This is a genomic window from Mammaliicoccus fleurettii (assembly GCF_002018435.1).
Lineage (GTDB): Bacteria > Bacillota > Bacilli > Staphylococcales > Staphylococcaceae > Mammaliicoccus > Mammaliicoccus fleurettii.
This window is the reverse complement of sequence record NZ_MWJM01000011.1, coordinates 40,441-67,403: the sequence shown is the minus strand read 5'-3', so window position 1 is coordinate 67,403 and position 26,963 is coordinate 40,441. Positions and strand designations below refer to the sequence as shown.

Annotated in this window: 25 protein-coding genes; 14 read left to right on the top strand and 11 right to left on the bottom strand. The window is 32.6% G+C overall.

Annotated elements, in window-relative coordinates; translation table 11 throughout:
* The first annotated feature begins 21 nt into the window (after positions 1 to 21).
* Genes B2G86_RS09665 through cysC form a run of 4 tightly spaced genes read left to right on the top strand, consistent with a single transcriptional unit; the run spans position 22 to position 3,379 of the window.
* Entirely contained in the window at positions 22 to 654 is a 633-nt protein-coding gene (locus B2G86_RS09665; protein ID WP_078357898.1) for an NAD(P)-binding protein, read from the top strand.
* A gap of 3 nt (positions 655 to 657) precedes the next feature.
* Positions 658 to 1,566, top strand: a complete 909-nt coding sequence (locus B2G86_RS09660; RefSeq protein WP_078357897.1) for a sulfite exporter TauE/SafE family protein — start codon at positions 658 to 660, stop codon at positions 1,564 to 1,566.
* 15 nt (positions 1,567 to 1,581) lie between these two features.
* The gene (gene sat / locus B2G86_RS09655) at positions 1,582 to 2,760 is read left to right on the top strand and encodes a sulfate adenylyltransferase (protein ID WP_078357896.1); all 1,179 of its coding nucleotides are present in this window, start codon (positions 1,582 to 1,584) and stop codon (positions 2,758 to 2,760) included.
* Positions 2,761 to 2,779: 19 nt separating this feature from the next.
* Complete coding sequence (cysC, locus tag B2G86_RS09650; protein WP_078357895.1) at positions 2,780 to 3,379, top strand: adenylyl-sulfate kinase; 600 nt, start codon at positions 2,780 to 2,782, stop codon at positions 3,377 to 3,379.
* Positions 3,380 to 3,554: 175 nt separating this feature from the next.
* On the opposite strand, the gene cudC is transcribed toward cysC, so the two are convergent.
* Positions 3,555 to 4,109 (bottom strand): choline uptake/conversion transcriptional regulator CudC, encoded by a 555-nt coding sequence (gene cudC / locus B2G86_RS09645; RefSeq protein WP_078357894.1) that lies wholly within the window; start codon positions 4,107 to 4,109, stop codon positions 3,555 to 3,557.
* Positions 4,110 to 4,318: 209 nt separating this feature from the next.
* Here cudC and betB point away from each other — a divergent pair, with 209 nt between their 5' ends.
* Entirely contained in the window at positions 4,319 to 5,809 is a 1,491-nt protein-coding gene (gene betB / locus B2G86_RS09640) for a betaine-aldehyde dehydrogenase (RefSeq protein ID WP_078357893.1), read from the top strand.
* Positions 5,810 to 5,850: 41 nt separating this feature from the next.
* A complete protein-coding gene (gene betA / locus B2G86_RS09635) occupies positions 5,851 to 7,533 on the top strand; it encodes a choline dehydrogenase (protein WP_078357892.1) in 1,683 nt (560 codons plus the stop codon).
* A gap of 270 nt (positions 7,534 to 7,803) precedes the next feature.
* Here betA and B2G86_RS09630 read toward each other — a convergent pair whose 3' ends face one another.
* Positions 7,804 to 8,346: a recombinase family protein gene (locus B2G86_RS09630; RefSeq protein WP_078357891.1), complete on the bottom strand. Its 543-nt coding sequence runs from the start codon at positions 8,344 to 8,346 to the stop codon at positions 7,804 to 7,806.
* A gap of 88 nt (positions 8,347 to 8,434) precedes the next feature.
* Here B2G86_RS09630 and B2G86_RS09625 point away from each other — a divergent pair, with 88 nt between their 5' ends.
* Positions 8,435 to 9,886, top strand: a complete 1,452-nt coding sequence (locus B2G86_RS09625; protein ID WP_078357890.1) for a SulP family inorganic anion transporter — start codon at positions 8,435 to 8,437, stop codon at positions 9,884 to 9,886.
* A gap of 80 nt (positions 9,887 to 9,966) precedes the next feature.
* Here the strand turns inward: B2G86_RS09625 and B2G86_RS09620 are convergent, their stop codons facing one another.
* A complete protein-coding gene (locus tag B2G86_RS09620; RefSeq protein WP_078357889.1) occupies positions 9,967 to 10,857 on the bottom strand; it encodes a fructose bisphosphate aldolase in 891 nt (296 codons plus the stop codon).
* Between the two features lie 180 nt (positions 10,858 to 11,037).
* Between B2G86_RS09620 and B2G86_RS09615 the strand changes: the two genes are divergently transcribed.
* From B2G86_RS09615 to B2G86_RS09605, 3 genes are all read left to right on the top strand, one after another.
* Positions 11,038 to 11,367: a DUF4889 domain-containing protein gene (locus B2G86_RS09615; RefSeq protein ID WP_078357888.1), complete on the top strand. Its 330-nt coding sequence runs from the start codon at positions 11,038 to 11,040 to the stop codon at positions 11,365 to 11,367.
* 164 nt (positions 11,368 to 11,531) lie between these two features.
* Positions 11,532 to 12,017 carry a GNAT family N-acetyltransferase gene (locus B2G86_RS09610; RefSeq protein ID WP_078357887.1) on the top strand — a complete coding sequence of 162 codons (486 nt, stop codon included), beginning with the start codon at positions 11,532 to 11,534 and terminating at the stop codon, positions 12,015 to 12,017.
* Positions 12,018 to 12,246: 229 nt separating this feature from the next.
* On the top strand, positions 12,247 to 13,185 hold the full coding sequence (locus B2G86_RS09605; protein ID WP_078357886.1) for a mechanosensitive ion channel: 939 nt from the start codon (positions 12,247 to 12,249) through the stop codon (positions 13,183 to 13,185).
* A gap of 336 nt (positions 13,186 to 13,521) precedes the next feature.
* Here B2G86_RS09605 and B2G86_RS09600 read toward each other — a convergent pair whose 3' ends face one another.
* Positions 13,522 to 14,883, bottom strand: coding sequence for a CitMHS family transporter (locus B2G86_RS09600; protein ID WP_078357885.1), 1,362 nt, complete (start codon positions 14,881 to 14,883; stop codon positions 13,522 to 13,524).
* A gap of 147 nt (positions 14,884 to 15,030) precedes the next feature.
* Complete coding sequence (gene bioB / locus B2G86_RS09595; protein WP_078357884.1) at positions 15,031 to 15,993, bottom strand: biotin synthase BioB; 963 nt, start codon at positions 15,991 to 15,993, stop codon at positions 15,031 to 15,033.
* Positions 15,994 to 16,152: 159 nt separating this feature from the next.
* Here bioB and B2G86_RS09590 point away from each other — a divergent pair, with 159 nt between their 5' ends.
* Positions 16,153 to 16,773, top strand: coding sequence for an NDxxF motif lipoprotein (locus tag B2G86_RS09590; RefSeq protein WP_078357883.1), 621 nt, complete (start codon positions 16,153 to 16,155; stop codon positions 16,771 to 16,773).
* A gap of 109 nt (positions 16,774 to 16,882) precedes the next feature.
* On the opposite strand, the gene add is transcribed toward B2G86_RS09590, so the two are convergent.
* On the bottom strand, positions 16,883 to 17,860 hold the full coding sequence (gene add / locus B2G86_RS09585; RefSeq protein ID WP_078357882.1) for an adenosine deaminase: 978 nt from the start codon (positions 17,858 to 17,860) through the stop codon (positions 16,883 to 16,885).
* 250 nt (positions 17,861 to 18,110) lie between these two features.
* On the opposite strand from add, the gene B2G86_RS09580 reads away from it, so the two are divergent.
* The gene (locus B2G86_RS09580; protein WP_078357881.1) at positions 18,111 to 19,460 is read left to right on the top strand and encodes an amino acid permease; all 1,350 of its coding nucleotides are present in this window, start codon (positions 18,111 to 18,113) and stop codon (positions 19,458 to 19,460) included.
* Between the two features lie 217 nt (positions 19,461 to 19,677).
* Here the strand turns inward: B2G86_RS09580 and B2G86_RS09575 are convergent, their stop codons facing one another.
* Positions 19,678 to 20,124 carry a MarR family winged helix-turn-helix transcriptional regulator gene (locus B2G86_RS09575; protein ID WP_078357880.1) on the bottom strand — a complete coding sequence of 149 codons (447 nt, stop codon included), beginning with the start codon at positions 20,122 to 20,124 and terminating at the stop codon, positions 19,678 to 19,680.
* A 214-nt stretch (positions 20,125 to 20,338) separates the two neighbouring features.
* On the opposite strand from B2G86_RS09575, the gene B2G86_RS09570 reads away from it, so the two are divergent.
* Positions 20,339 to 21,982 carry an alpha-keto acid decarboxylase family protein gene (locus B2G86_RS09570; RefSeq protein ID WP_078357879.1) on the top strand — a complete coding sequence of 548 codons (1,644 nt, stop codon included), beginning with the start codon at positions 20,339 to 20,341 and terminating at the stop codon, positions 21,980 to 21,982.
* 38 nt (positions 21,983 to 22,020) lie between these two features.
* Here the strand turns inward: B2G86_RS09570 and B2G86_RS09565 are convergent, their stop codons facing one another.
* Entirely contained in the window at positions 22,021 to 22,605 is a 585-nt protein-coding gene (locus B2G86_RS09565; RefSeq protein WP_078357878.1) for a LysE family translocator, read from the bottom strand.
* 205 nt (positions 22,606 to 22,810) lie between these two features.
* On the opposite strand from B2G86_RS09565, the gene B2G86_RS09560 reads away from it, so the two are divergent.
* A complete protein-coding gene (locus B2G86_RS09560) occupies positions 22,811 to 23,698 on the top strand; it encodes a nuclease-related domain-containing protein (protein ID WP_078357877.1) in 888 nt (295 codons plus the stop codon).
* 952 nt (positions 23,699 to 24,650) lie between these two features.
* Here B2G86_RS09560 and B2G86_RS09555 read toward each other — a convergent pair.
* Genes B2G86_RS09555 through B2G86_RS09550 form a run of 3 tightly spaced genes read right to left on the bottom strand, consistent with a single transcriptional unit; the run spans position 24,651 to position 26,949 of the window.
* On the bottom strand, positions 24,651 to 25,688 hold the full coding sequence (locus tag B2G86_RS09555) for a galactitol-1-phosphate 5-dehydrogenase (protein WP_078357876.1): 1,038 nt from the start codon (positions 25,686 to 25,688) through the stop codon (positions 24,651 to 24,653).
* Positions 25,689 to 25,718: 30 nt separating this feature from the next.
* Positions 25,719 to 25,877, bottom strand: a complete 159-nt coding sequence (locus tag B2G86_RS13430) for a hypothetical protein (protein ID WP_088369002.1) — start codon at positions 25,875 to 25,877, stop codon at positions 25,719 to 25,721.
* 40 nt (positions 25,878 to 25,917) lie between these two features.
* On the bottom strand, positions 25,918 to 26,949 hold the full coding sequence (locus tag B2G86_RS09550) for a zinc-binding dehydrogenase (RefSeq protein ID WP_078357875.1): 1,032 nt from the start codon (positions 26,947 to 26,949) through the stop codon (positions 25,918 to 25,920).
* Positions 26,950 to 26,963 lie beyond the last annotated feature (14 nt).

The window sequence follows — 26,963 nt, the reverse complement described above, 5'->3', positions numbered from 1 at the left end:
ATGAATAAAGGGTGATTTCTATTGGCATATGTTCCGCTCAATATTGATTTTACAGATAAGCAAGTCAAAGTTATCGGCGGTGGAAAAATAGCAGAACGAAGAGTGAAAGCCATACTTGAAAGCGATGCTGTGATTCACGTTATTAGCCCAGAACTCACAGAAGACTTATTTCAACTTTATCTTGATGAAAAAATAATATGGAAGAAAAAGATATTCGAATCATCAGATCTGGAAGATGCCGACTTTATTATATCTGCTACAAATCAACAAGAGGTAAACGATGTTATTAAAAAGTCAGCCCCGAAACATAGTCTTATAAATATGGTCAGTGATGCACAAGTCGGAAATGTTATATTTCCTGGGACATTAAAACGAGGGAAATTACAAATAAGCGTGACATCAACTGGTGCGAGTCCAAAGTTAGTAAGTAATATTTTGGATGATTTAGAGAAGCAATATCCTGTTGATTATGAAGAATACGTAGAATTTTTATTTGAAAGTCGCATAATTATTAAATCATTAAACCTAGAAAAAACAGAAAAAAACCAATTGTTAGAATCTATATTATCTGATCAATATTTTGATAAAGATGAACAAAACAAATTAACAAATTGGTTAAGACGACAACCTAAAAAGAGAACAAGAGAGGAGTAGTATATGCGAAAACTAACAATATTTGCGATTGTAGGATTTTTAGCTCAATTAATTGATGGTTCTCTCGGGATGGGATTTGGTGCAACTTCTTCTTCATTATTATTAACATTTGGTGTTGCTCCAGCAATCGCATCAGCAACGATTCATTTTTCTGAAGTTGCAACAACAGCAGCATCTGGTATTTCTCATTTGAAATTTAAAAATGTAGATAAAAGCATTATTTTAAAGCTGGCGTTACCTGGTGCCATTACAGGTTTTATTGGTGCAGGTGTACTCAGCAATCTACATAGTGATTTTATAAAACCTTTTATAGCAATATTTTTATTATCTATGGGCGTCTACATTATTTATCAGTTTGTTTTTAAAAAACAACAAAATAATAAACTGAATGGTGGAAAGTTATCAGGATTTATACTTGTTCCTCAAGGTGCTGTAGCAGGATTTTTAGATGCAATTGGTGGAGGAGGCTGGGGACCAGTCAATACACCATTACTGTTATCTAGAAATCAAATAGAACCGAGATATGTTATAGGTACAGTTTCAGCGAGTGAATTTTTTGTAACAATTTCTACATCATTAGGATTTATCATTTTCCTTGGATGGAGTCAAATTAGCATATTATTGGTTGTGGCATTAGCATTTGGTGGCGTAGTTGCAGCACCATTTTCAGCTTGGTTAGTAAAGACTTTGCCAGTATATGTTCTAGCAGTACTTGTAGGCGGACTTATTATTTTTACAAATAGCAGTGTGTTATTAGGCAGTTTTGTAAGTAATGAAACAACAGTCTATATAGTTAAGATAGGAATTGTCGTTGCATGGTTAGGTCTCGTATTATTTACGCTTTACCAACATAATAAATTTCCTTTCAACATTCAAAATCAAAAATCAAAAGAAGTAGATCAAATAAATTAATAGGAGTGAATCAGAATGGTATCAGCAACTCAACAAATTAGCGAAACAATTAAGCCTCATGGTGGTGAATTGGTCAACCGTCAAGTTACAGGTGAAGAAAGAGAACAATTAATTGAAGCAGCAGAGTCATTCTCTAAGTTAACTTTAAATCCTTGGAGTTTATCAGATTTAGAACTAATTGCAATAGGTGGCTTCAGTCCATTAACAGGCTTTTTAGGTGAAAAAGATTACGTAAGTGTAGTGGAAAATGTACGTCTAGAAAATGGACTAGTTTGGAGCATTCCGATTACATTGCCTGTAACAGAAGAAGAAGCAAATAACTTTGAAATAGGTTCTAACATCGCGTTATATGGTGAAGATAATCATCTTTATGGTGTGTTAAAGCTTGAAGAGAAATATACGTACGATAAAGAAAAAGAAGCTCAAAATGTATATGGCACAACAGATGTAGATCATCCAGGTGTTAAGCTTGTATATGAAAAAGGGAATGTATATCTTGGAGGACCTATTCAATTAGTAGATCGTCCTAAACACGATGAATTTAGTGATTTCCATTTAGACCCAAGTGAAACAAGAGCATTATTTAAAGATTTAGGATGGAAAACAGTTGTTGGATTCCAAACAAGAAACCCTGTTCATCGTGCACATGAATATATTCAAAAAATAGCACTTGAATCAGTAGATGGATTATTATTAAATCCACTCGTTGGTGAAACAAAATCTGACGATATTTCAGCAGAAATTAGAATGGAAAGTTATCAAGTCATTTTGAAACATTATTACCCTGAAGAAAGAACAAGACTTGTTATATATCCAGCAGCTATGAGATATGCGGGACCACGCGAAGCAATTTTGCATGCATTAGTACGTAAAAACTATGGCTGTACACACTTTATTGTCGGTCGTGATCACGCTGGAGTAGGCGATTATTATGGAACTTATGATGCACAAGAATTAATCTCACAATATGAAGATGAAATTGGCATTCAAATCTTTAAGTTTGAACATGCATTTTTCTGTACTGTTTGTGACAATATGACAACAGCTAAAACTTGTCCACATGATAAATCAAATCATGTCCACTTAAGCGGAACAAAAGTAAGAGAGAAATTGCGTAATGGAGAACAATTACCGAAAGAATTTTCAAGACCAGAAGTAGCAGATGTATTAATTAAAGGCTTGAAACAAAACTAATTTCTTGAGGAGTGAAACAATGAGCGCGTCAACAAATATTACATGGCATGATTCAGAAGTAACAAAAGAACAACGACAAGAAAGAAATGGTCATAAAAGTGTCGTTATTTGGTTTACAGGTTTATCAGGATCAGGTAAATCAACAATTTCAGTAGCATTAGAAAAAGCATTGTTTGAACAAAAAATAACATCATATCGTTTAGATGGAGATAATATACGTCACGGATTAAATCAAAATCTTGGATTCAGTCCAGAAGATAGAAAAGAAAATATTCGTCGTATAGGAGAAGTAGGTAAACTTATGGTAGATGCGGGTGTTGTAACAATGACAGCATTCATCTCACCATATAAAGAAGATCGAGACATCGTAAGAAACATTCTAGAAGACGGAGAGTTTATTGAAGTGTTCACAAAATGTAGCTTAGATGAATGTGAGTCAAGAGACCCTAAAGGTTTATATAAAAAAGCAAGAAGTGGTGAAATTAAAGAATTTACAGGCATTAATGCACCATATGAAGAACCATCTAATCCGGAAATTGTAATCGATACAGAACACGAAAGTATTGAAGAGTCAGTAAATAAAATCGTGTCATACTTAAAAGAAAATCAATATTTATAATAGGTAATATAAAAAGCAGAGAAAATTCTTAAATACTAAGAATTTTCTCTGCTTTTTTAGTTGAGTATAGATTTCAGATGAATCGCACGATAACTCAGAAGTCTTCGTGCGATTCACCCGGATTACGCCAGATTTAAACAGTATCAAATTTCACTTTGGAAATAACTTCAATACTTTATTTATCTTCACGTTCTGGTATAGGGAAATATTTGTATATTTCTCCTGTTTTAATAGCGCTACTAATATTCGATAACCATTCGTAATAAACTTTGTAGTCTTCTAATTGTTTATATATGATAGTTGCTTCTTCTTTAGTATCTTCGTCAACACCATCAGCTTCAATAACTTTTTTTAGTAATACTTCTGCATCTTTAACTGAATCCATATTAATAGATATTTCTCGATCCCATTTTCTTGAGAAGAAGTTATTAAAGAAAATAAAGAAGTCTTTCTCAGCTATAAAGTGTTGTTTTCTGCTACCTCTTGTAAATTGTTGTTTGACGATATCAAACTCCTGTAGTTTCTTAACACCAGCGCTCATACTCGGTTTACTCATTTGGAGTTGTTCGCGCATTTCATCAAGTGTCATACTACCTTCAAATACCATCGTGCCATATAAATTACCAACACTACGGTTAATACCATATAAATCCATCGTTTCTCCAATTCCATTTATAACGATGTCTTTAGCCTGGTCTAATTGTTTTTTGTAGTTATCTGAACGTACCACTACATACACCTCCAATAATTACTTTAATTGTACCATGAATTCTTTTAAATTGTAGTTGCTTTTCCCTTACTTGTCTATTTGTAATACCTGTATAAAGTTATGATTTTAATTTGATATTGAAGATTTGACGCCTTTTATATTTATATGCTAACATAAGTTTGTAAAGTTCGTTAAATAAAAATTTAACAAAGTTAACGGAGGTAATTTAAATGGAATATATAGATCGTTTATCAAGACGTCAATTTATTAATGGTGACTGGGTCGAAGCTTCAAACAAAGCGACTCGTGACATCGTTAATCCATATAATCAAGAAGTAGTGATTTCAGTCTCAGAAGGTACTAAAGAAGACGCTGAGCAAGCTGTATTGGCTGCAAGAAAGTCTTTTGAATCAGGAGAATGGTCACACGAGACGAGCGAGAATAGACGTCAAAAAGTTAGAGAAATAGCAGATTTAATAAAAGAACATAAAGAAGAGCTCGCGACTCTTGAAACGTTAGACACTGGTAAGACATTAGAAGAATCATTTGCAGATATGGATGATATTCATAATGTGTTTATGTATTTTGCTGGATTAGCAGGAAATGATGGTGGAGAAATTATTGAATCACCTATTCCTAATTCAGAAAGTAAAATAGTTAAAGAGCCTGTTGGTGTTGTAACTCAAATTACACCTTGGAATTATCCATTACTTCAAGCTTCATGGAAAATTGCTCCAGCTCTTGTAACGGGTTGTTCATTAGTTATGAAGCCAAGTGAAATTACACCGTTAACTACAATTCGTATATTTGAATTAATGGAACAAGTTGGTTTTCCAAATGGCGTGATTAACCTCGTACTTGGTAAAGGTTCAGAAGTTGGTGACGTATTATCATCTCATAAAGAAGTTGACCTTGTTTCATTTACTGGTGGTATTGAAACTGGTAAACACATTATGAAACGCGCAGCAGACAATGTAACGAACATTGCGCTTGAATTAGGTGGTAAAAATCCAAACATTATCTTTGATGATGCAGATTTAGAGTTAGCTGTTGATCAAGCATTAAACGGTGGATATTTCCACGCTGGTCAAGTTTGTTCAGCTGGTTCACGCATAATCGTACACAATGATATTAAAGCGCAATTTGAAGAAGCGTTAGTTGATAGGGTAAACAAAATTAAAATTGGTAATGGTTTTGATAAAGAAACTGAAATGGGTCCTCTAATTTCAGCAGAACATAGAGGAAAAGTTGAAAAATATATAGAAGTTGCTAAAGAAGAAGGGACAACAATTGCCGCTGGTGGTAAACGTCCAGAAAGAGCAGACTTACAAGATGGTTTCTTCTTTGAACCTACTGTTATTACAAACTGTGATACTTCAATGAGAATTGTTCAAGAAGAAGTGTTTGGTCCAGTTGTAACAATTGAAGGATTCTCTTCAGAACAAGAAGCAATCGAACTAGCTAATGATTCAATTTATGGATTAGCTGGAGGCGTATTTACTCAAGATATAGGCAAAGCAAATAGAATCGCTAACAAATTGAAAATGGGTACGGTTTGGATTAATGATTTCCATCCTTATTTTGCACAAGCACCATGGGGTGGATATAAACAATCTGGTATCGGTAGAGAGCTAGGTAAAGAAGGATTAGAAGAATATATTATTTCTAAACACATTTATACAAATATACAACCTGAACCAGTGAATTGGTTTAGCAAATAAAAACAACAATGATTATTGAAAATATAGGAGGATATTAAAGCATGGAGAAATCTTATGATTATATAATTATCGGTGGCGGAAGTGCCGGTTCAGTATTAGGAAGTCGTTTAAGTGAAGATAAAGATAAAACAGTATTAGTATTAGAAGCTGGTAGAAGTGACTATGCTTGGGATTTGTTAATTCAAATGCCAGCAGCTCTTATGTATCCATCAGGTAATCGTTTCTATGACTGGAAATATGAAACAGATGGAGAACCTCATATGGGCGGTCGAAAAGTTGCACATACAAGAGGTAAAGTATTAGGTGGATCTAGTTCAATCAACGGAATGATTTATCAACGTGGTAACCCTATGGACTATGAAGGATGGGGAGAACCAGAAGGCATGGAAAGTTGGAAATTCGCTAATTGTTTACCATACTTCAAAAGATTAGAAAAAGCATATGGTGCAGATAAATCAGATCAATACCGTGGGCATAATGGTCCAATTAAATTAAGAAGAGGCCCAGCAACAAATCCATTGTTCCAAGCATTTTTTGAAGCGGGTGTAGAAGCAGGATTTAATAAAACACCTGATGTGAATGGATTTAGACAAGAAGGATTTGGACCATTTGATAGTCAAATTCATAACGGTAGAAGAATTTCAGCTTCACTTGCTTATTTAAGACCAGCTATGAAACGTAAAAATTTAACAGTACAAACAAGAGCTTTTGTAACAGAAATTAATTACGAAGGTAGAAGAGCGACAGGCGTTACGTTTAAGAAAAATGGTAAGAAACATACTGTAGGAGCTGGAGAAGTTATTTTATCAGGTGGCGCATTCAATACACCACAACTACTACAACTTTCTGGTATCGGTGATTCAGAACATTTAAACTCACTAGGCATCGAAACGCGCGTACATTTACCAGGTGTAGGTGAAAACTTTGAAGACCATTTAGAAGTTTATGTTCAACATGCATCTTCTGTACCAGTTTCACAACAACCAAGTTTAAATAAATTTAAAATGCCTTTCATTGGTTTACAATGGATATTTGGACGTAAAGGACCAGCAGCAAGTAACCACTTTGAAGGTGGAGGATTTGTGAGATCAAACAACGAAGTAGATTATCCAAACTTAATGTTCCATTTCTTACCTCTTGCAGTACGTTATGACGGACAAAAAGCAGATACAAAACATGGTTTCCAAGTACATATTGGACCTATGTATTCTAACTCAAGAGGCAGTCTGAAGATTAAATCTAAAGACCCATTCGTAAAACCAAAATTCGTATTTAACTATTTATCAACAAAAGAAGACGAGCAAGAATGGATAGAAGCAATTAAAGTAGCAAGAAACATTCTAGCTCAACCGGCATTAGCACGATTTAATGACGGAGAAATATCACCAGGACCATCAGTACAAACAGACGAAGAAATTTTAGAATGGGTTAAGAAAGATGCAGAAACAGCATTACACCCATCATGTAGTGCTAAAATGGGACCAGCATCAGACCCAATGGCTGTTGTAGACCCATTAACAATGAAAGTACACGGTATGGAAAATCTACGAGTAGTAGACGCATCAGCAATGCCACGTACAACAAATGGTAATATCCACGCACCAGTATTGATGCTAGCAGAAAAAGCAGCAGATATTATAAGAGGTAAAAAACCATTAGAACCAGAAGAAATAGATTACTACAAACACGGCGTGCACGATAAAGACGCAGGTATAATGAAGTAGAATGAAATGATGGTTGGCTAAGACGTAATTGTCCTAGAAATTTAATAAGAGCAGAAATTCATTATTAAAATTGAATTTCTGCTCTTATTTTTTATGAAAATCATTTAAGTCCCCGGCTCTTTTCATTGAATGGTGTTAATTTTGAGTATGTCTTAGATTAATGATGGAGTTAATCAACAACTTGACCGAACTCATAGATTAACTTCCGACTTAATCTATGACTTATCTCATATTTTCAAAAAACCTTATTTATGACTTAGCTTATAATTGTTATTTATTTAAATGTCTATATAATGTCGCTCTACTAATGTTTGTCGCCTCTTTAATTTCTTCTAAAGTATACTTCTTAGAGTGATACATATCGATTGCGTTTTTTAAATTAATATCATTTCGCTTTGGTCTTCCTATAGTCTTACCTTCTATTTTGGCTTTTGCGATACCTGACTTAGTTCTAAATTTAATCATATCGCTTTGAAACTGGTTTAGTAGATTTAAAAATTTATTAAAATTCATATGCTTATTTTGGCTAATCGTTACTTCAGCATTAATAATATAAATTTCTACATTCATTTCCTGGGCAATCGCAATTAATTCTTCTAATTGGTATGAGGTATCTGCAAGAATACACAAATCAGTTATGTATAATACATCCCCACTTTGTAATTTACTATAAAATAAAGTATTTAATTCTTTTCTTATTTCAGTTTGAGCATGAGATTCTTCAATAATTGTTAAAGAAAATTTGCTTAACTTTGAATGCTGTTCAGCAATTGTATCATGTAATTCAATGGGTCTAATATAACCGTAATTCATAAATTTCACCTCAATAGTTTCATAAATGTATACATATGAAACTTTTTTGTTTATAATAACTCTATTGAAAAAAATAGGAGTATGTATGATGTTAAAAACTTATATAGAAGAATGGTTTTCTAATCCAGGGAAAAATTTACTAGCAGGTATCGTTGTAGCACTAGCGCTTATACCTGAAGCCATTGCATTTTCTATAATTGCAGGTGTAGATCCAATGGTAGGATTGTATGCTGCTTTTATTATTGCTACGATAACTTCAATTGTAGGTGGTAGACCTGCTATGATATCTGGAGCTGCAGGAGCTGTTGCGCTTATTGTAACACCTTTAGTAAAAGAATATGGCGTCGATTATTTATTTGCAGCAACTATACTCATGGGTATTATACAGTTAATATTAGGTATTCTCAAAATTGGTAGACTCATGAAGTTCATACCACGTTCGGTAATGATAGGGTTTGTAAATGCATTAGCAATTATGATCTTTATGTCTCAACTTGAGCATATATTCGGTATTTCAATTAGTACATATATTTATATAGGTATTACATTACTAATTGTTTATATTGTACCAAGATATTTCAAAGCAATCCCTGCACCACTAATTGCAATTGTTTTATTAACAACATTGTATATGATAACAGGTTCTGATGTAAGAACAGTTGGCGATTTAGGTACTATAACAAGAGCGTTTCCAAATTTCTTAATACCACAAGTTCCATTTAATTTAGAAACATTAACAATTATTTTGCCGTATTCTTTATCAATGGCAATTGTAGGTTTAGTAGAAAGTTTATTAACTGCTAAAATTGTTGATGAAGCAACAGATTCTCATAGTAATAAAAATAAAGAATCTAGAGGTCAAGGTATTGCCAATATTATCACAGGGCTATTTGGAGGAATGGGTGGCTGTGCTATGATTGGTCAATCCGTTATAAATGTAAAATCAGGTGCAACGAGTAGATTATCAACTTTTACTGCGGGTGTCTTTCTAATAATACTGATTTTATTATTAGGAGATGTAGTAGTACAAGTACCTATGCCAATTTTAGCAGGTATAATGGTTATGGTATCTATTAGTACATTTGATTGGAAATCATTTAAATACGTTAATCAAGCACCTAGAACGGATGCTGTAGTTATGATTCTGACCGTGATGATTGTGTTGTTTACACATAATTTGGCTATAGGCGTCATAGTCGGTGTAATATTTAGTTCTTTGTTCTTTGCTACTAAAATATCAAATGTTCATGTTCATCAGACAATAGAAAATAATTTATATAAATATGCATTCACCGGACAAATATTTTTTGTTTCAATCGATTCAATGATGAATCAGTTAGACTTCTCAATTGAAAATAGTCAAATCGAATTAGATTTTACACATGCTCATTTATGGGATGACTCAGCAGTAAATGCAATCGATTCAATGGTGAAGAAATTTGAAGATAAAAATAATACAGTATATGTTAAACAATTAAATACTGATAGCAGGAAAATTATTTCAGAATTAAGCCAACTAAATGAAAGACATTTAACATAAGAAAATAACATAAAAACCCGTATAAATTCATTATATAGTGAATTTATACGGGTTTTGTTTAAATATGAGTTATATATTTATTAATTTTTATTCACTGAAGCGTCATAGATAGAATCTACTGCGTCTTGTAATCCGCTATCAAATTCTTCTGATGATTGACCAGCGAATAAATCAGTTACTAATGCGCGTGAGAAACTTGCGATAAGTTCATCATTTTCTTTTAGTAATTCGTTTGCTTTTTCTCTAGAGTAACCGCCTGATAATGCTACGACACGAACTACGTTAGGGTGTTCGATCAATGATTTATATTGATTTGGTTTTGTTGGAATTGTTAATTTCAACATTACGTATTGATTATCATTTAATTTGTCTAATTCTTTAGCGATTTCTTCTTTTAAGATATCTTCAATTTCTTCTTTATCTTTAGCGTTAATGTTAACTTCAGGTTCAATAATTGGAAATAATCCTGCTTCGATGATTTGTTTACCAATTTCAAATTGTTGTTGAACGACTTTAGCGATAGCGTCTTTATTTGCTTCTAAAATATTTGAACGCATTTTAGTACCAAATACGTTGCGTTCTTTAGCGCGTTTTAATAATTCATCTAAACCTGGAATAACTTTCATTAATTGAACGCCATTTTCTTCTTCAGCAAGTCCTTTGTCGACTTTTAAGAAAGGTACAATACCTTTATCTGCTAAGTAGTTTGATGTGTATTTGCCTTCTACTTCACGGTCCATTGTTTGTTCAAATAAAATGGCACCTAATATTTTTTCTGGTGTAAAGGCTGGTGATGTAACGATACGTGTTCTCATTTCGTGAACAAGTGTAAACATTTCATCTTCATTGCTATATTGATCTTCTTCAATACCGTAATCTTTAAGAGCTTTCGGAGTACTACCACCACTTTGATCTAGTGCAGCTATAAAACCTTTACCATTTTTCATTTTTTCAAATTGTTCTTGGTTCATTTTTTCCACTCCTTTAGATATTCTTCACTTAATATTATGATGATTTTTAGTTTTTATGGCAAGTTATTCAACTTTTCAAACTGTACATCTAAAAAAATATGTCGAATTTAAGAAGATTCCATGAAGATCATTTCATAATTAGGTAAGACGTTTTATGATGTAGGTTAGGGAGGATTCTCAATGAATAAAAAATCAGCAATATTATTAATTAGTGGCTTGGCAGTTCTTGCTATAGCAGTAGCATCATTATTATTATTCTCAACACAAAAAAGCACATACTACGGGTATATGGAGAACGGAACAACAGCAGAAAAAGTAGTGAGCGAGAAAAATAACGAAGTAACAGAAAACGTTAAACTGGAATCAACGAAAGACTTCAAACCTAAAAAAGGTGACTTCGTGAAACTGATTTCTAAAGACGATGGAAAAACATTTTATAAAAAAGATGTAGTAACTCATGACGACGTACCACACGGCTTAATGATGAAAATACATGATATGGAAATGTAATATAAAAAAAGCTACCAACAAATATAAAATTGTTGGTAGTTTTTTTAGTAACTGACTAGACTATAAAAAAGATTTTAATAAACTTAGTTATAAGAACTATTAAATGTAAATGGATTATAGTAATATTACATATAAATTATAAAATTATTAGGGGCTGATATTATATGATTATACGTAATAAAAAAGAATCCGATATAGAGTCTATAGCTAAAGTTCATTATGAATCTTGGGTAACTACATATAAGGGGATTGTTCCTGACAGTTATTTAGATAGTTTGTCCTTAGAGTCTTATATTGAAAAACATCATATGTTTAATGCACCATGTATTGTGGCGGAAGTCGATGGTAAAGTTGTTGGATTTCTAATGTATAGTAAAGATAAAGATGAAGACACGAGTGACAAATGTGGTGAAATTATGGTTATATACCTATTACAAGAATATCAGCATAAAGGTATCGGGACGCTTTTAATGAATGAAGCGGAAAAAAGAATGAAATCTGAATTTGATCAATTAAGCCTTTGGGTACTTGAAGATAATATTCCGACTGTTAAATTCTATGAGAAAATGGGATTTGAAAAAGACGGTAAGTATGAGCTTGAAGAACTAGGAAATGTTTTACGTGAAACGCGAATGATAAAGAATATATAGTGGGAAATAAATGAAAATTTGAAGCTGAGACAATTAATTTGTTCTCAGCTTCAAATTTATCTATATTCACACAGGTGGAGAAAAGTGTAGCTACGAAGCATATTAATTATTAGTTCAACTTTAATTTGAATCTAAAATTAATATTTTCAGAATAATGTTGAAAATATTATTTAAAATATGATTATTATTATTATACTAGGGTAACATATCAAGAAAGGAGGAATTAAATATGAGTAAAATTACAGATTCGTTTTTAAGTGCTTTAGATAGCGTTATTGGTTTTATACCAAACTTGATTAGTGCAATTATATTATTAATTGTTGCATGGCTTATCGCAGTCATAGTTAAAACAGTTATTGTGAAAGGTTTAAGTGCACTTGGTGTAGAAAAATGGCTAGAGAAAAAGGGGTTAACTGAATCAGGAAGTGGTAAATCAGAGTCTGAAGGATTAATTCAGACATTTGGTAAATTAGCTTACTTCATTATATTCTTGTTATTCTTACCATCAGTGTTTGATGCATTAAACATGACATCTGTATCAACACCTATTAAGAACATGATGGGCAGTGTATTAGACTTCTTACCTAGAATTATTGTTGCGATTGTAATATTAGTAATAGGTTTATTTATCGCAAAAGTATTAGGTACATTAGTTAAAAACTTACTAACTAATTTAAATGTTAGTAAATACAACCACTATGTAAACTTTGGTGAGAACAAAGAAAGTATTGATATTCCTTCAGCTGCAGGCTGGGTGATTTCAGCAATTATTGGATTATTCTTCGTTGTTGAATCATTAAATACAGTTAATTTAGAAGTATTAAATACAATTGGTGAAGCAATTATCGGTTACTTACCATTAGTAATTTCAGCAGCAATCATTTTACTAATTGGTTTTGTTGGTGGTAACTTATTATCTAAATTAATTAAGAAATCAACAGGTAACACATTCGTTTCAGAAATTGTTAAGTATTTAGTAATCATCGTTTCAGTATTTATGACTTTAGATCAATTAAACTTTGCTCAAAGTATTGTTAATGTAGCATTCTTACTTATCTTAGGTGCAGTAGCAGTAGCATTTGCTATCTCATTCGGTATCGGTGGTAAGTCATTTGCAGAAAAAACATTATCAAAAATTGAACGTAAAGCTGAATCAAAAGATAAATAATTAGCGTACAAAGTTAATATGTATAATGATAAGAGGCTGAGACAATTAATTTGTCTCAGCCTCTATGTCTGGGTAGGACGATGAAAATAAAGTTTTTTGAAAAAATGAGATGAGTTGTAGATTAATAGAGTAGTTAATCGAAGAAATTGTGTATGTTGTAGATTAATAGAGTAGTTAATCTAAGAGATTGGGAATGTTGTAGATTAATAGAGTAGTTAATCGAAGAAATCCTCTAAATTAACATTAACACCATACAATAAGAGAGCTTGGGACACAAAAGTCTCAAGCTCTCTCATATTGTAATGTCTATTTATGTCTATCAACTAAGTGACAAATCTATATTGTAACGATACCCATTAGTATTGCTATGATTAGCAATAGGATTGAGAAACCCCAAACCCAGAAGAATGCGTATTTAATATATTTACCCATACTTATTTCAGCAAGTCCAACAGCTAACCATACGGCTGGTGCGAATGGACTTACGAATGTTCCAATTACGTTACCAATCATTAATGAGAATGCTGTTGATTGTGAAGGAACTCCGAATTGACTTGCTGTTGATTCTACTATAGGTAAAATCGCAAAGTAATAAGCATCTGTACTTGTTAATAAGTCTAATGGTACACCTAGCACACCTATTATAATGTGTAAGTACGGTCCAACGACTGTTGGAAGTACAGCGATTAATGATAAGGCGATTGAATCTAACATGCCTGTTTCATTTAATATTCCTAAGAATACACCTGCAGCTAATATTACTGCTGCCATCATCAATGCGTTAGGTGCGTGTGCACGAATTCTTTCCATTTGTTCATCTACATTATGGAAGTTCAATGGTAATGCAATAGCCACACCAAGCATAAATGCAAATTCAGGTGGAACGATATCTAGTAACATCATAGTAACGATGATAACTGTAAGTATTAAGTTTAACCAAAGTATGTAAGTATGTTTAGTCGCTTCACCTTTAACTGAAGCATTTTCTTCTTGATCTTTTTCATAGTTTGCAATAATTTTATCCATATCAACTTTTATGTTTTCTTCATCAGGAAATTCTTTTGAAATACGCTTTTTCTCACGTAATCCTAGATAAATTGAGAATAATATTGCTAGTACGATACCAATTAGTTGTAGTGGAATGACTTGATACCATAAATCATTAATATTATCGACTTTTAATACGGAAGCAGTTCTTGCCATTGGTCCGCCCCAAGGTACCATATTAATAATAGCGGCACTTAATGCCAATAGAAGAACTAATAAATAAGGACTCATTTTTAAAGCTCTATATAATGGTAATAAAGCAGGAATAGCTAATAAAAATGTTGTAGCACCAGCACCATCTAATTGTGCACATGTACCAATAATTGTCGTTACGATGGCAACGATGATGATATTTCCTCGAGTTAGTTTGATCATACCTCTAACGAATGGTCTAAATAAACCACTGTCTGAGATAATACCAAAGTAAATAATAGCAAAAATAAACATGATTGCTACGTTGAATACTTGATCAATACCGGAATCTACGTATTTACGTATGTCTCCAAAACCATGGCCAATCACTAATGCTCCAATGACAGGTATTAAAATCATACCTACAACTGGACTAATCTTTTTCATAATTAACATTGCAACGATTGAAATAATAATAACTAATCCAACTATCGTCAGCAGTGTATTTGGTTCTTCCATATACATCCCCCTTGTAATATAGCGCTTACATAAAACGTAATTTAAAAAGTTTCCTAAATCACATTTAAGTGAAATAGAAAACTTAATACATATTATATCATTTGAGATAATAAAAGAATATAATAATTCTTAAATTTACAGAATATTTTAACAATCAATTTCGAATCCTAAATCTTGTATCATATCGTAGTCTAATTGATTAGGTTGACCACCGGTAATTAAGTAATCACCCACAAAAATAGAGTTTGCGACCATGAGAGATAAAGATTGAAGACTTCTTAAATTAACTTCACGACCACCAGCGATTCGAATTTCTTTAGTAGGGTTAATCAATCTGAACATACACAAAATTCTAATGCATTTCATAGGTGTTAAGTCATCCATACTTTCGAATTTCGTTCCTTTAATAGGATGTAAAAAATTCATAGGGATACTATCGGCGTCTAAGTCATTAAGTGTAAAAGCCATATCAATAATATCTTCATCAGATTCACCCATACCACAAATTACACCAGAACAAGGTGAAATGTTTTTGTCTTTCATTATATTTATCGTATTTACACGATCATCAAAACTATGCGTTGTTACGACTTCATCATGATAGTTAGCACTTGTATTAATATTATGGTTATAACGATCCACACCACAATTTTTTAGAGATTCAGCTTGTTCTTCATTAGTTAAACCAAGACAAGCACAAATTTTTAACTGAGGATGGTTTCTTTTAATTTCTTCTACAGAACTTGTAATATGAGATATTTCTTTATCACTAGGTCCACGACCACTCATCACAATGCAATATGTACCTATTTTATTGTCAGAAGCAACTTTAGCACCATCAACAATTTGGTTTTCTGGAATAAGCGCATAACGTTGAGACTTCTGTTTAACATCTCTTGATTGCCCACAATAACCACAATCTTCAGGACAAATACCACTTTTAGCATTTAAAATCATATTTAATTTTACCTTCTTACCATAATAATGGTGACGCACTTTGTAAGCCTCATTCACAAGTTTTAAAGTATCGATTTCAGGATCTTGATATATATTTAACGCCTCATTAAAAGTTAAGTACTGTCCATTTATTATATTTGTGCCTAAATTCATTATGTTGTCCCCCTTTATGATTATTAATAGAATACTAATAATTACCACTATTGTAAACCATATTTTATATTAGGTTTACAATAGTGGTATAAATTACAAATAATGGTATGAAATCAGTGTTTATAGTGCTAAAATATATATATAAAGTGAGGCTATCAAATGAAGAAAATAACATCAGCAATCCTGTTTTGTTGTTTAATAATGATACTTTCAGGATGTGGAAATAGTGAAGAAAAAGCATCAAGCTCAACTAATAAAGAAAAACAAGCTAATAAAAAAGGAAATGCAAAATTACCAAGTACAGTATTCGAATCAAATAAAACTAAAGAAACTATTTCAAAGTCAGAAATACATAAAAGCATTCAAAAATACTTAGATACAAATGAACGTGTATATAGTTTTACATCTACAATTGAAGAAAAAGTATGGGATGAAAAGCCTTTAACAAAGAAAGAAGCTGCCCAATTAGAAAAAGGGCGAGCACTATTAAAAAAGAATGATCAAAACTTTTCAGTTTATATAGAAAATAATAAACTTCCTGAAGGATATCAAAAAGAAACAAACAGAGTAAGTGAATACTTTACAGCTTACAATCAAACAATTGAACAATTAGGAAATAGCGTTCAAGAAATAGAAAAAGAAACAAAGAATGGGTCTATTTCAACTAAAGAAATAAAAGATATAATGCCTGAAAAAAGCAAATTAAATGGAAGACAACAAGCAAAAATAGAAAAATTTCTAAAGAAAATCAATGTTAAAACAAACGCCTTTGAGATGTAACAATTTATGATGGAATACTTATATGAATTCCAACAATCGATACAAGTAAGTTAGCTATATACACAAAAAGCATTTGCCTTAAGAGGCAAATGCTTTTTGTATATAGTCATTAATATTTAGTTTTCAAGTTTTCTTTTTCTGCATCTGTTATAAATGCGTGGTCTATTGCTTTAATATTTAGCTGTTTAATTTCATCTGTTGATATTAAATTATGATTATATAATAGGGTATATTCATTATTTAAATTGGTGCTTGAAACGGTTCTATTATCTGTATTGATATTAAATGGAATGTTCTGTTCTATAAGTTTTCTTATGTTGAGTTCATCCAATGTCTGTATGGCTTTTGTTTGTAAGTTACTTGTAGGACAGATTTCTAGTAATACATTGTGATTTTTAATATATTCTAGTGCGGTATTGTCACTCGTAGCAGCTACGCCATGACCGATTCTTCTAGCGCCGAGTTCAATTCCTTCTATTATATTATGTATACATCCGCATTCACCTGCATGCAATGTTAAATGATTTCCTGACTTTATAGTATGCTGAATGGCTTCTTGAATGGTCTTAGTAGGGAATGCTTCTTCTGGGCCAGCGAAGTCATAACCGATAACATGACTATTGTCTTTATTTAGTTGATTAACTTCTGTAAAGAGGTCAATATTCGTTTTGTTTTCATGATGCCTCATTCCACATACAAGCATGTTCACTTTGATTGGATAAAGTGACTCTGCTTTTGTTGCGCCTATATTAACGGAGTCTAGTATTTCTTTAACGCTTAGTCCTCTATCTGTATGGAATAATGGAGCAAATCTGATTTCTATATATTTAATGTTGTCGTTATGTGCTTGTTGAGCTACATCTATAACAGCTTTTTCAATACTATCTTTTGTTTGTAATACTTTTAAAATTGTATCGAAAGATTTTAAGTATTCATCAAGACTGTCACATGTTTGATCAACTTGAATATCTTCTATATTAATATGTATTTGCTGTTCTTGTGCTAATTGTTGGATAAGTTCTATGCTCACAGATCCATCTAGATGGCAGTGTAATTCAGTCTTGGGGATATTATTTATTGGAGTCATTGATAATTATCCTTTCTATTTTTATTTGTATTAATGTTTAATTGTAAACATAGTAGTATATTATAAACAAATTCAGATAAAACTGATAGTATTTAGAGAAATTGTGTAAATTTTGTGATTAAACTAATAAATTTATTTGTTATTTGATTAAGAATAGTTGGAATGTAGATATTAAAAATGCTATATTAATAAAATATTTAAAAAAATGTTTATTGAAAATTCAATATATACATATTAAGAAGGCGCAAAAATGAATAATAACTTAAAAAGAGAATTAACATCAAGACAAATGCAGATGATTGCTATTGGAGGAACAATTGGCGTAGGTTTATTTATGGGTGCTTCTAGTACAATTAAATGGACAGGCCCTTCAGTTCTACTTGCATATGCAATTGCAGGTGTATTTGTATTCCTCATTATGAGAGCCTTAGGTGAAATGGTCTATGTTTACCCAGATACTGGTTCTTTTGCTAAATTTGCTAATGATTACATACATCCTTCATTTTCATTTGTAACAGCTGGAAGTAGTATATTCAACTGGATTATTGTCGGTATGAGTGAAGTAATTGCAGTTGGGTCATATTTTAAATTTTGGTGGCCAGATTTACCAGAATGGATACCTGGTTTAGCTGTAGTTGTTATTTTACTATCAGCAAACTTAGTTTCTGTTAAATGGTTTGGAGAATTTGAATTTTGGTTTGCAGCTATAAAAGTCGTCACTATTATTTTAATGATTATTGCAGGATTAGGATTGATACTATTTGGTATCGGCAATAACTTTAATCCAATTGGAATTAGTCATTTATGGGATCATGGTGGGTTCTTTACCGGTGGAATAAGTGGTTTCTTCTTTGCATTATCTATCGTATTCGGATCATACATAGGAATCGAGTTAATTGGTATTACTGCAGGCGAAACGAAAGATCCTCAAAAAAATATCGTTAAAGCAATTAATGGTGTTGTTTGGAGAATATTAATATTCTATATCGGTTCAATCTTTATTATCGTAACAGTATATCCTTGGGACGAAGTGAATCATATTGGTTCACCATTCGTTGCGACATTTGCAAAAGTAGGTATTACTGCTGCAGCTACTATTATTAATTTCGTCGTAATTACAGCAGCAATGTCAGGTTGTAACTCGGGTATATTTAGTACAAGTCGTATGCTTTATACGTTATCAAAACAAAAACAAATATCCCAAATATTTTATAAGACAAATAAAAATGGTGTCCCACATATCGCAGTTATTGCTGTTTCAATAGGTATTTTCTTAGGTATTATATTAAATATTGTCTTACCTTTAATATTAGGAAAAGATACTGACATATTCGTCTATGTATTCAGTGCAGGTGTCTTACCAGGCATGGTACCTTGGTTTGCAATATTAATTAGTCATATCAATTTTAGAAAAAGAGAACAAATCAAAGACCATCCCTTTAAAATGCCATTCGCACCAGTAAGTAATATTATAACGATTATCATGCTAATTGCCGTTGTCATTGGGATGTTATTTAATTCAGAAACAAGAGTTTCCGTGATTATTGGTATAATATTTATCTTTAGTATTAGTTTATACGCATTTATCAAAAAACCTTAATAAAATTATAAATAGGGCCGAGACAAACTAATTGTCTCTGCCTTATTTTTATATTTTGAAATTTAATGTAATCAATCTTTAAAAGGCACTGGTAAGTCTTCGGGTTGTCTGAAGTCAGACAGAAAGGTGTCTGTATTTTAATAGAAAGATAGTTAATTGAAGAGAAAAAACTACCAAATTTGTCTCTGACTTAGTTGGCAGTCTTTTTAATACGTTTTTATTCAACTGGTTTTATAGATTTAACATTTTTAAAGCCACTTTTCTTACTTGCTAAGTGTTCCATAATATCGTGCCAGTCTGTGCCTGCTTCTTCAAATGTTTGTTGTAATAGTTCGTTTTGTGCTTTGTTTAAAGTATGAACGAGTTCACTGCCTTCTTTAGTTGGATACAGTTGTTTTACTCTTCTATCGTTATCTGAATCTACATATCTGATTAAACCTTTTTCTTTTAGTTTCTTGAGTGATGCGTGTGATGCTTGTTTTGAGATTTCTAATGTATCTAATAAATCTTTCATAGTGATACCTGGCATTTGATCTATAAAGAATAAGAATCTATGGTGCTGTCTGCTCATGCCGTGATTTTTTATAATATCATCAGCTGTATTTATAAATGTTTTGTATGCGAAGTAAAAAAGCATATGGTCATAATTATTTTTATTATCCATTGTGTCGACTCCTTTTCATCTATTATAAAGGATAGGATTAAAAAATTCATTTTTAGGTCAATGAAGTTGACTTAATTTATAAGTAAGCATATAATAATAATTGTTAAGGATATTATTAAACATTTGATAATGAATTTAGGTGTTATTTTTTTACACTAATAGGTCAAGTTTATTGACCTAAATAACTGCTATATATAGAAAAGGGGACAAGGTTATGAAAAAACGTGTTGGGGAATATTTAATGGATGCATTAAGCACTGTTGGTGTTGAAAAGGTATTTGGGGTACCTGGAGATTTTAATTTAGCATTTTTAGATGACATTGTTAGCAGAGATGATATGGAGTGGGTTGGTAATACTAACGAGTTAAATGCAAGTTATGCCGCTGACGGATATGCAAGAATGAATGGTATAAGTGCAATGGTTACGACATTTGGTGTTGGAGAATTAAGTGCAGTAAATGGGATTGCTGGATCTTATGCAGAACGCGTACCGGTTGTGGCTATTACTGGTGCACCAACGACAGTTGTTGAAGAAGCAGGAAAATATGTTCATCACTCATTAGGAGAAGGTAAGTTTGATAACTACCGAAAAATGTTCAAAGAAATTACTACTGCTCAAGGTTATATTACTGTTGAAAATGCTCAAACTGAAATACCAAGATTAATTAATGCAGCAATTGCTGAAAAAAGACCAGTTCACCTTCATTTACCAATTGATGTTGCACAGTCTGAAATAGATGTAGTAGAAGCATTTAAACCAGCTGAAGCAGTGAAACAAGATGTATCTAAATATATAGAAATGATCGAACAAAAATTAAAAACAGCTAAACAACCTGTCATCATTACAGGTCACGAAATTAATAGCTTTAAATTACACGATAAATTAGAACAATTTGTACAACAAACTGAAATACCAGTAGCTCAATTATCTTTAGGTAAAGGTGCTTTTAATGAAGAAAGTCCATATTATATGGGTATTTATGATGGGAGTATTGCAGAAGAAAATATTAGAAATTATGTAGATAACAGTGATGCGATTTTAAATATAGGTGCTAAATTAACAGACTCAGCGACAGCTGGATATTCATATGGTTTTGATATTGATGATGTTGTTATGATTAATCATCAAGACTTCAAATTGAATGATACTGTAGCATCAGAATTTACATTATCTAATCTTGTAAATGGCTTACTTAATATTGAATATAAGAACGATGCGAATTTCCCGGAAAATATTCGTGAGGAAAAAGGGCAATATACACCTAATAATGCACCATTAACACAAGAAACATATTTTAAAATGATGCAAGACTTTATCGGTCTAGACGACATCATATTAGCAGAACAAGGAACTTCATTCTTCGGTGCGTACGATTTGAATCTATATAAAGATAATACATTTATTGGCCAACCATTATGGGGTTCAATCGGGTATACATTACCAGCAACAATTGGAACGCAAATGTCTAATTTATATAGAAGAAACATCTTATTAATTGGAGATGGTTCATTACAACTAACTGCACAAGACATTTCAACTATGATTAGAGAAGATCTTAAACCTGTTATTTTTGTAATTAATAACGACGGATATACAGTAGAACGTAAAATCCACGGCGAACATCAACCATATAATGATATTCAAATGTGGGATTACAAATTATTGCCAGTAGTGTTTGGTGGTAAAGATAAAGTAGCAATACATGACGTAGAAACATCTGCAGATTTGGAAAATGTATTTTTACAGATTAACAATGAACCAAATCAAATGCATTTCATCGAAGTAAAAATGACTGCTTCAGACGCACCAGAAAAGCTAGACGCAATCGGAAAAGCATTCTCAAAACAAAATAGTTAATACAAATCCCCCCTAAACCATGGATTAGGGGGGGACTTTTATGTGAAGAGAATGGAGATGGCAGTATAGACGAGAAGAAGTGCCATTATAATATTAAATGCTAATTCATGTTCATTGATAAACTTTTTAAAGATTGAACCAAAGACACTCCAACTGAAAGAGGAAAGGAACCCGATCAGTGCTAAATATGTAATTAAGATAATTTGGACGGAGAAATGTTCAAAGTTCGGTGTTATAAATGCAGCAACAACACTTAATGCATAAATCACACCTTTGGGATTTATGAACTGTAACAACATACCAAATTTAATATTATTGTATCTGCTACTAAACGATTGAGCGTCAGTACCTTTGCTTGTTCCAATTTTGTATGCTAAATAAAGTAAATAAATTGCCCCGAAAATTTTCATATATAGTTGTACTTTTGGGAAGACGTGATATAAAGTATTACTAAAGAAATTTGAAACGAGAAGTAATAGAAAGAAACCTAGTGCAACACCAATACAAAATTTGATTGTACCTCGTAGACCAGTTTGTTTAGAATAATATAAAGACATAATGTTATTTGGTCCAGGCGTGAAGCTCGAAACTATAGCATAAATTGTCATAGATAAAAATGTCATATAAAACTCCCTTTCAAGTATAACTATTGAGTGTATTGTATCTTTAGATGGATGGATTGTAAATGCACGATTGGTAGCATATCATTTAGATGAAATAAAATGGTTAAATAGTACCGACGTAATAGATAGTGAAACTTTAGTATTTTAGTTTATCTTTTCTTGGGTATTCTCTATAATAATTGTAAAGAAATTCGGAGGTGCATCGATGGACAGGCAAACTTATTTATTAGCTATTAAAAATCGTATTATCCAGGACAGACTTGATGAAGAAACAAGAAATTATATTAAAGGTTTGGAGGGAGAAATTTTCATTAAACGTATTCTAGATGAATATCCTAATCTTCATTATTTATATGATTTTCATATAAGCTACAAAAACCGTGTTCAAATTGATTTTTTAATTGTAACGGACGATGCTATATGTCACTTTGAGGTTAAACATTATTCTGGTGATTATACTATTAAAGATGAACAGCTTATAAACAGATTTGGAAATATGTTTTATACCCCTTTTCAGCAATTACGGCGAGCCAATCATGAATTAAATTACTTAATATCCCACATGAATATTCACAAACCCTTGCATTCTTATCTTATTTTTACAAACCACAAATTCACTTTAAAAGGTACCATACCTAATCATTTCAATATCTTATTACCAACAGAATTACATAAACTTAAATATATGCTCAAAAATAAAAATTCTTTAGAAAATGAAAATATCTTACATATGTTTCAACGAGAGCATAGCGACTTTTCACACATTTACAAGAATATTAAAAAAGTCCCAATGTCTTGTTTAAGACCAGGTTTGAAATGCCCGAAATGTAAGAGATTGAATACGATTGAAATAGAAGACCACAAGAAATACTTGAAATGTAGATTATGTGATTTCAAAGATATACGACAAAATGTTTATTTATTTAATTTGTTAGAACTCTATTTGTGTAAAGGGGAAGCATTTATTTTATCAGAAGCCCAAGAGTGGTGTGGAGCAGGGAATAGATATACTATAAGAAGAGTATGTGATAAGTATTTTAGTAGTACAAAAAAGAATCCAAAAAGATATTATAAAACCAAAAAAAATAGATAAGATAGTCATTGAACATTGCAAGATAGGGCTGACTAGCAACAATGAGGCATCGAACATTGCAAGATGAGTCTGACTAGCAACATTGAGGCCCTGAACATTGCAAGATGAGCCAGACTAGCAACATTGAGGCCCTGAACATTGCAAGATGAGCCAGACTAGCAACATTGGGGCTTCGAACATTGCAAGATGAGCTTGACTAGCAACATTGGGGCTTCGAACATTGCAAGATGAGCCAGACTAGCAACATTGAGACCCTGAACATTGCAAGATGAGTCTGACTAGCAACATTGAGACCCTGAACATTGCAAGATGAGCCAGACTAGCAACATTGAGACCCTGAACATTGCAAGATGAGTCTGACTAGCAACATTGGGACGTCGAACATTGCAAGATGAGCCAGACTAGCAACATTGAGACCCTGAACATTGCAAGATGAGTCTGACTAGCAACATTGAGACCCTGAACATTGCAAGATGAGTCTGACTAGCAACATTGAGACCCTGAACATTGCAAGATGAGTCTGACTAGCAACATTGAGACCCTGAACATTGCAAGATGAGTCAGACTAGCAACATTGAGACCCTGAACATTGCAAGATGAGTCTGACTAGCAACATTGAGGCCCTGAACATTGCAAGATGAGCTTAACTAGCAACATTGGGGCTTCGAACATTGCAAGATGAGCCAGACTAGCAACATTGGGGCTTCGAACATTGCAAGATGAGTCTGACTAGCAACATTGGGACGTCGAACATTGCAAGATGAGCCAGACTAGCAACATTGAGGCCCTGAACATTGCAAGATGAGCCAGACTAGCAACATTGGGAACCTGAACATTGCAAGATGAGCCAGACTAGCAACATTGGGAGCTGAAGTCGAACATTAAAAACAGGGGCGCGCATGGCGTGCCCCTGTTTTTTCTTAAGGTATTATTGATTTATGGTCATGTTTATTTATGGATGAAAGATTACTTTGTCGTAATGTTGCTTTCTATTTACTAAGTTATAAAATGTTTCTGGTCCTTTTTCTAAATCGAGTCTATCTGAAATGATGGGATCTACATTGATTTCTCCAGTGGACATATAGTGTAATGTTGCTGTCCATTCTTCTCCTGGGAAGGGTGCGGATAGACCGTTCCATGATCCTATTACGTTTAGTTCGTTTCGTAATATTTTCTCAAAATGTTGTCGTTTAATTTCTATATCAGAATAAGGGATGCCTAATAATAAGACTTCTCCACCTTTAGTTGGTAAGGTTAATACTTGTCCTATTGTGAATGGAGATCCTGCTGATTCTACGGCAACATCTATTTTATCTGGTATAGCTGAGATAGCATCATCTAAGTTTTCTTCTTTTGAATTGATTGTATAATCTGCTCCTAGTTCTTTTGCAATGTCTAGTTTATGATTATCGATATCTATGGCTATGATTTTTGCAGCACCGAATATTTTCGCCCATTGTATAGCTAGTAAGCCTATACTACCACATCCCATAATTGCTACTGTTGCACCAGGTTTCATACGTGTACGATAGAATCCGTGTGCGACAACTGCAGACGGTTCAACCATTGCTGCAGTATCTAAATCTACATTATCTGGGAGTTTTAGTACATTACTAGCTGGCAATTTAACATACTCTGCGAAACAACCTGGTTCATATGAGCCTATTACATATAAATTTTCACATCTGGAATATTCGCCTTTTTCACAGTAATGACATTTATGACAGACGATAGCGGGACAACCTGTTACAGTATCTCCTATATTTAAGTCTGTGACATCATTGCCTAATTGTTCAACTACACCAGAAAATTCATGACCAAATGTCATACCTTCTTTATATGGTCCAAGCTTTTTATAGCGTGATGTATCTGACCCACATATGCCGGTTGCTTTAACTTTAATAATGACATCATCAGGTGATTCAAGTTCTGGCTTTGTTGTTTCTTCAAATCTTAAATCTTCAATATTGTATAAATTTAGGGCTTTCAATAATGATATCCTCCCCTCTATTCTTACTTGTTATGATGTTTGTTCTGAAGTGACTTTCTTTTTCTTGAAAAGTTTTGCTCCAAAATAACTTACAAAAACAGCACTATTACAAAATAATAAGTTATCCATATAGAATCCTGTAATACCTCTCATCGGTCCAAGCATAAAATCTAACATGTGTTCTACCATAATCAACATTCTCCTTTTTTATCTATAAAAGATAATTTATTTATTCGATAGGGCGTAGTAATACTTTGATCCCTTCGCCACCTTTAATGTGGTTGTAACCTTCATCCCACTCTGTAATATCAAGTTCAGCTGTAACAAGTGCTTCTGCATCAACTTGACCTGTACTCATGAGTTGTAACGATGGTTCCCAATCGGCAGGTTTCTGACTTCTACTACCGACAACTCTAATTTCTTTTTGAACGATTTTTTCTAAATCAAAAGGAATTTCAGCATCCTTAAAAATACCTACTTGAACATATCGTCCTTTTTTACGTAATAAATCAAGTCCTTGTTTGGCTGCGGGTTCTGCACCTGAACATTCTAATACAACGTCTGCACCATAGTTATTCGTTATGTTGTTTACATATTCTTTTAAATCTGTATGTTGAATGTTTACTACATGATCTAAATTAAGTTCTTCAGCTTTATTTAAACGTGCTTTATCATTATCTAATCCAGTAATAACAACTTTACCGCCTTTACTTTTAACCACTTGTGCTACAAGTAATCCGATTGGTCCAGGACCCATGACTACAACAGTATCACCTTGATTAATATCAATTTTTGATACTGCATGGTGTGCACATGCTAAAGGTTCAGTCATAGAAGCAGCTTTATAAGATACGTTATCTGGTAATTTATGAACACTTGCAGCTCTTGCAACAAGATATTGAGTAAATCCACCATTTTGTTGCGTACCTAAACCTTTTCGATGATTGCATAAGTTATAATCACCTGTTTGACAATATTCACATTCTCCACAAATGTAATAAGTAGTTTCAGAAGTAACGCGATCACCAATTTCGAAATCTTGAACATTTTCTCCAACAGTCACGATTTCACCTGAGAACTCATGGCCAAGCGTTACTGGAAAGTTAACATTATAGTGTCCTTCATAAGTGTGAACATCAGTACCACAAATACCTGCGTAATGAACTTTTATTTTCACTTCGTTTTCTTCTGGTTCTGGAATTTCTCTATCTAACACTTCTAAGTTGCCAAATCCTGGTGCTGTTTTTACTAATGCTTTCATGTAATGTCATCCCC

Coding starts and splice junctions, on each gene's coding strand:
- B2G86_RS09550 (WP_078357875.1), bottom strand. CDS start 26,949: ATGAAAGCATTAGTAAAAACAGCACCAGGATTTGGCAACTTAGAAGTG.
- sat (WP_078357896.1), top strand. CDS start 1,582: ATGGTATCAGCAACTCAACAAATTAGCGAAACAATTAAGCCTCATGGT.
- B2G86_RS09625 (WP_078357890.1), top strand. CDS start 8,435: ATGTTAAAAACTTATATAGAAGAATGGTTTTCTAATCCAGGGAAAAAT.
- B2G86_RS09560 (WP_078357877.1), top strand. CDS start 22,811: ATGGACAGGCAAACTTATTTATTAGCTATTAAAAATCGTATTATCCAG.
- cysC (WP_078357895.1), top strand. CDS start 2,780: ATGAGCGCGTCAACAAATATTACATGGCATGATTCAGAAGTAACAAAA.
- B2G86_RS09630 (WP_078357891.1), bottom strand. CDS start 8,346: ATGAATTACGGTTATATTAGACCCATTGAATTACATGATACAATTGCT.
- B2G86_RS09570 (WP_078357879.1), top strand. CDS start 20,339: ATGAAAAAACGTGTTGGGGAATATTTAATGGATGCATTAAGCACTGTT.
- betB (WP_078357893.1), top strand. CDS start 4,319: ATGGAATATATAGATCGTTTATCAAGACGTCAATTTATTAATGGTGAC.
- B2G86_RS13430 (WP_088369002.1), bottom strand. CDS start 25,877: ATGGTAGAACACATGTTAGATTTTATGCTTGGACCGATGAGAGGTATT.
- B2G86_RS09610 (WP_078357887.1), top strand. CDS start 11,532: ATGATTATACGTAATAAAAAAGAATCCGATATAGAGTCTATAGCTAAA.
- B2G86_RS09565 (WP_078357878.1), bottom strand. CDS start 22,605: ATGACATTTTTATCTATGACAATTTATGCTATAGTTTCGAGCTTCACG.
- B2G86_RS09590 (WP_078357883.1), top strand. CDS start 16,153: ATGAAGAAAATAACATCAGCAATCCTGTTTTGTTGTTTAATAATGATA.
- B2G86_RS09615 (WP_078357888.1), top strand. CDS start 11,038: ATGAATAAAAAATCAGCAATATTATTAATTAGTGGCTTGGCAGTTCTT.
- B2G86_RS09600 (WP_078357885.1), bottom strand. CDS start 14,883: ATGGAAGAACCAAATACACTGCTGACGATAGTTGGATTAGTTATTATT.
- B2G86_RS09580 (WP_078357881.1), top strand. CDS start 18,111: ATGAATAATAACTTAAAAAGAGAATTAACATCAAGACAAATGCAGATG.
- bioB (WP_078357884.1), bottom strand. CDS start 15,993: ATGAATTTAGGCACAAATATAATAAATGGACAGTACTTAACTTTTAAT.
- add (WP_078357882.1), bottom strand. CDS start 17,860: ATGACTCCAATAAATAATATCCCCAAGACTGAATTACACTGCCATCTA.
- betA (WP_078357892.1), top strand. CDS start 5,851: ATGGAGAAATCTTATGATTATATAATTATCGGTGGCGGAAGTGCCGGT.
- B2G86_RS09605 (WP_078357886.1), top strand. CDS start 12,247: ATGAGTAAAATTACAGATTCGTTTTTAAGTGCTTTAGATAGCGTTATT.
- B2G86_RS09620 (WP_078357889.1), bottom strand. CDS start 10,857: ATGAACCAAGAACAATTTGAAAAAATGAAAAATGGTAAAGGTTTTATA.
- B2G86_RS09660 (WP_078357897.1), top strand. CDS start 658: ATGCGAAAACTAACAATATTTGCGATTGTAGGATTTTTAGCTCAATTA.
- B2G86_RS09575 (WP_078357880.1), bottom strand. CDS start 20,124: ATGGATAATAAAAATAATTATGACCATATGCTTTTTTACTTCGCATAC.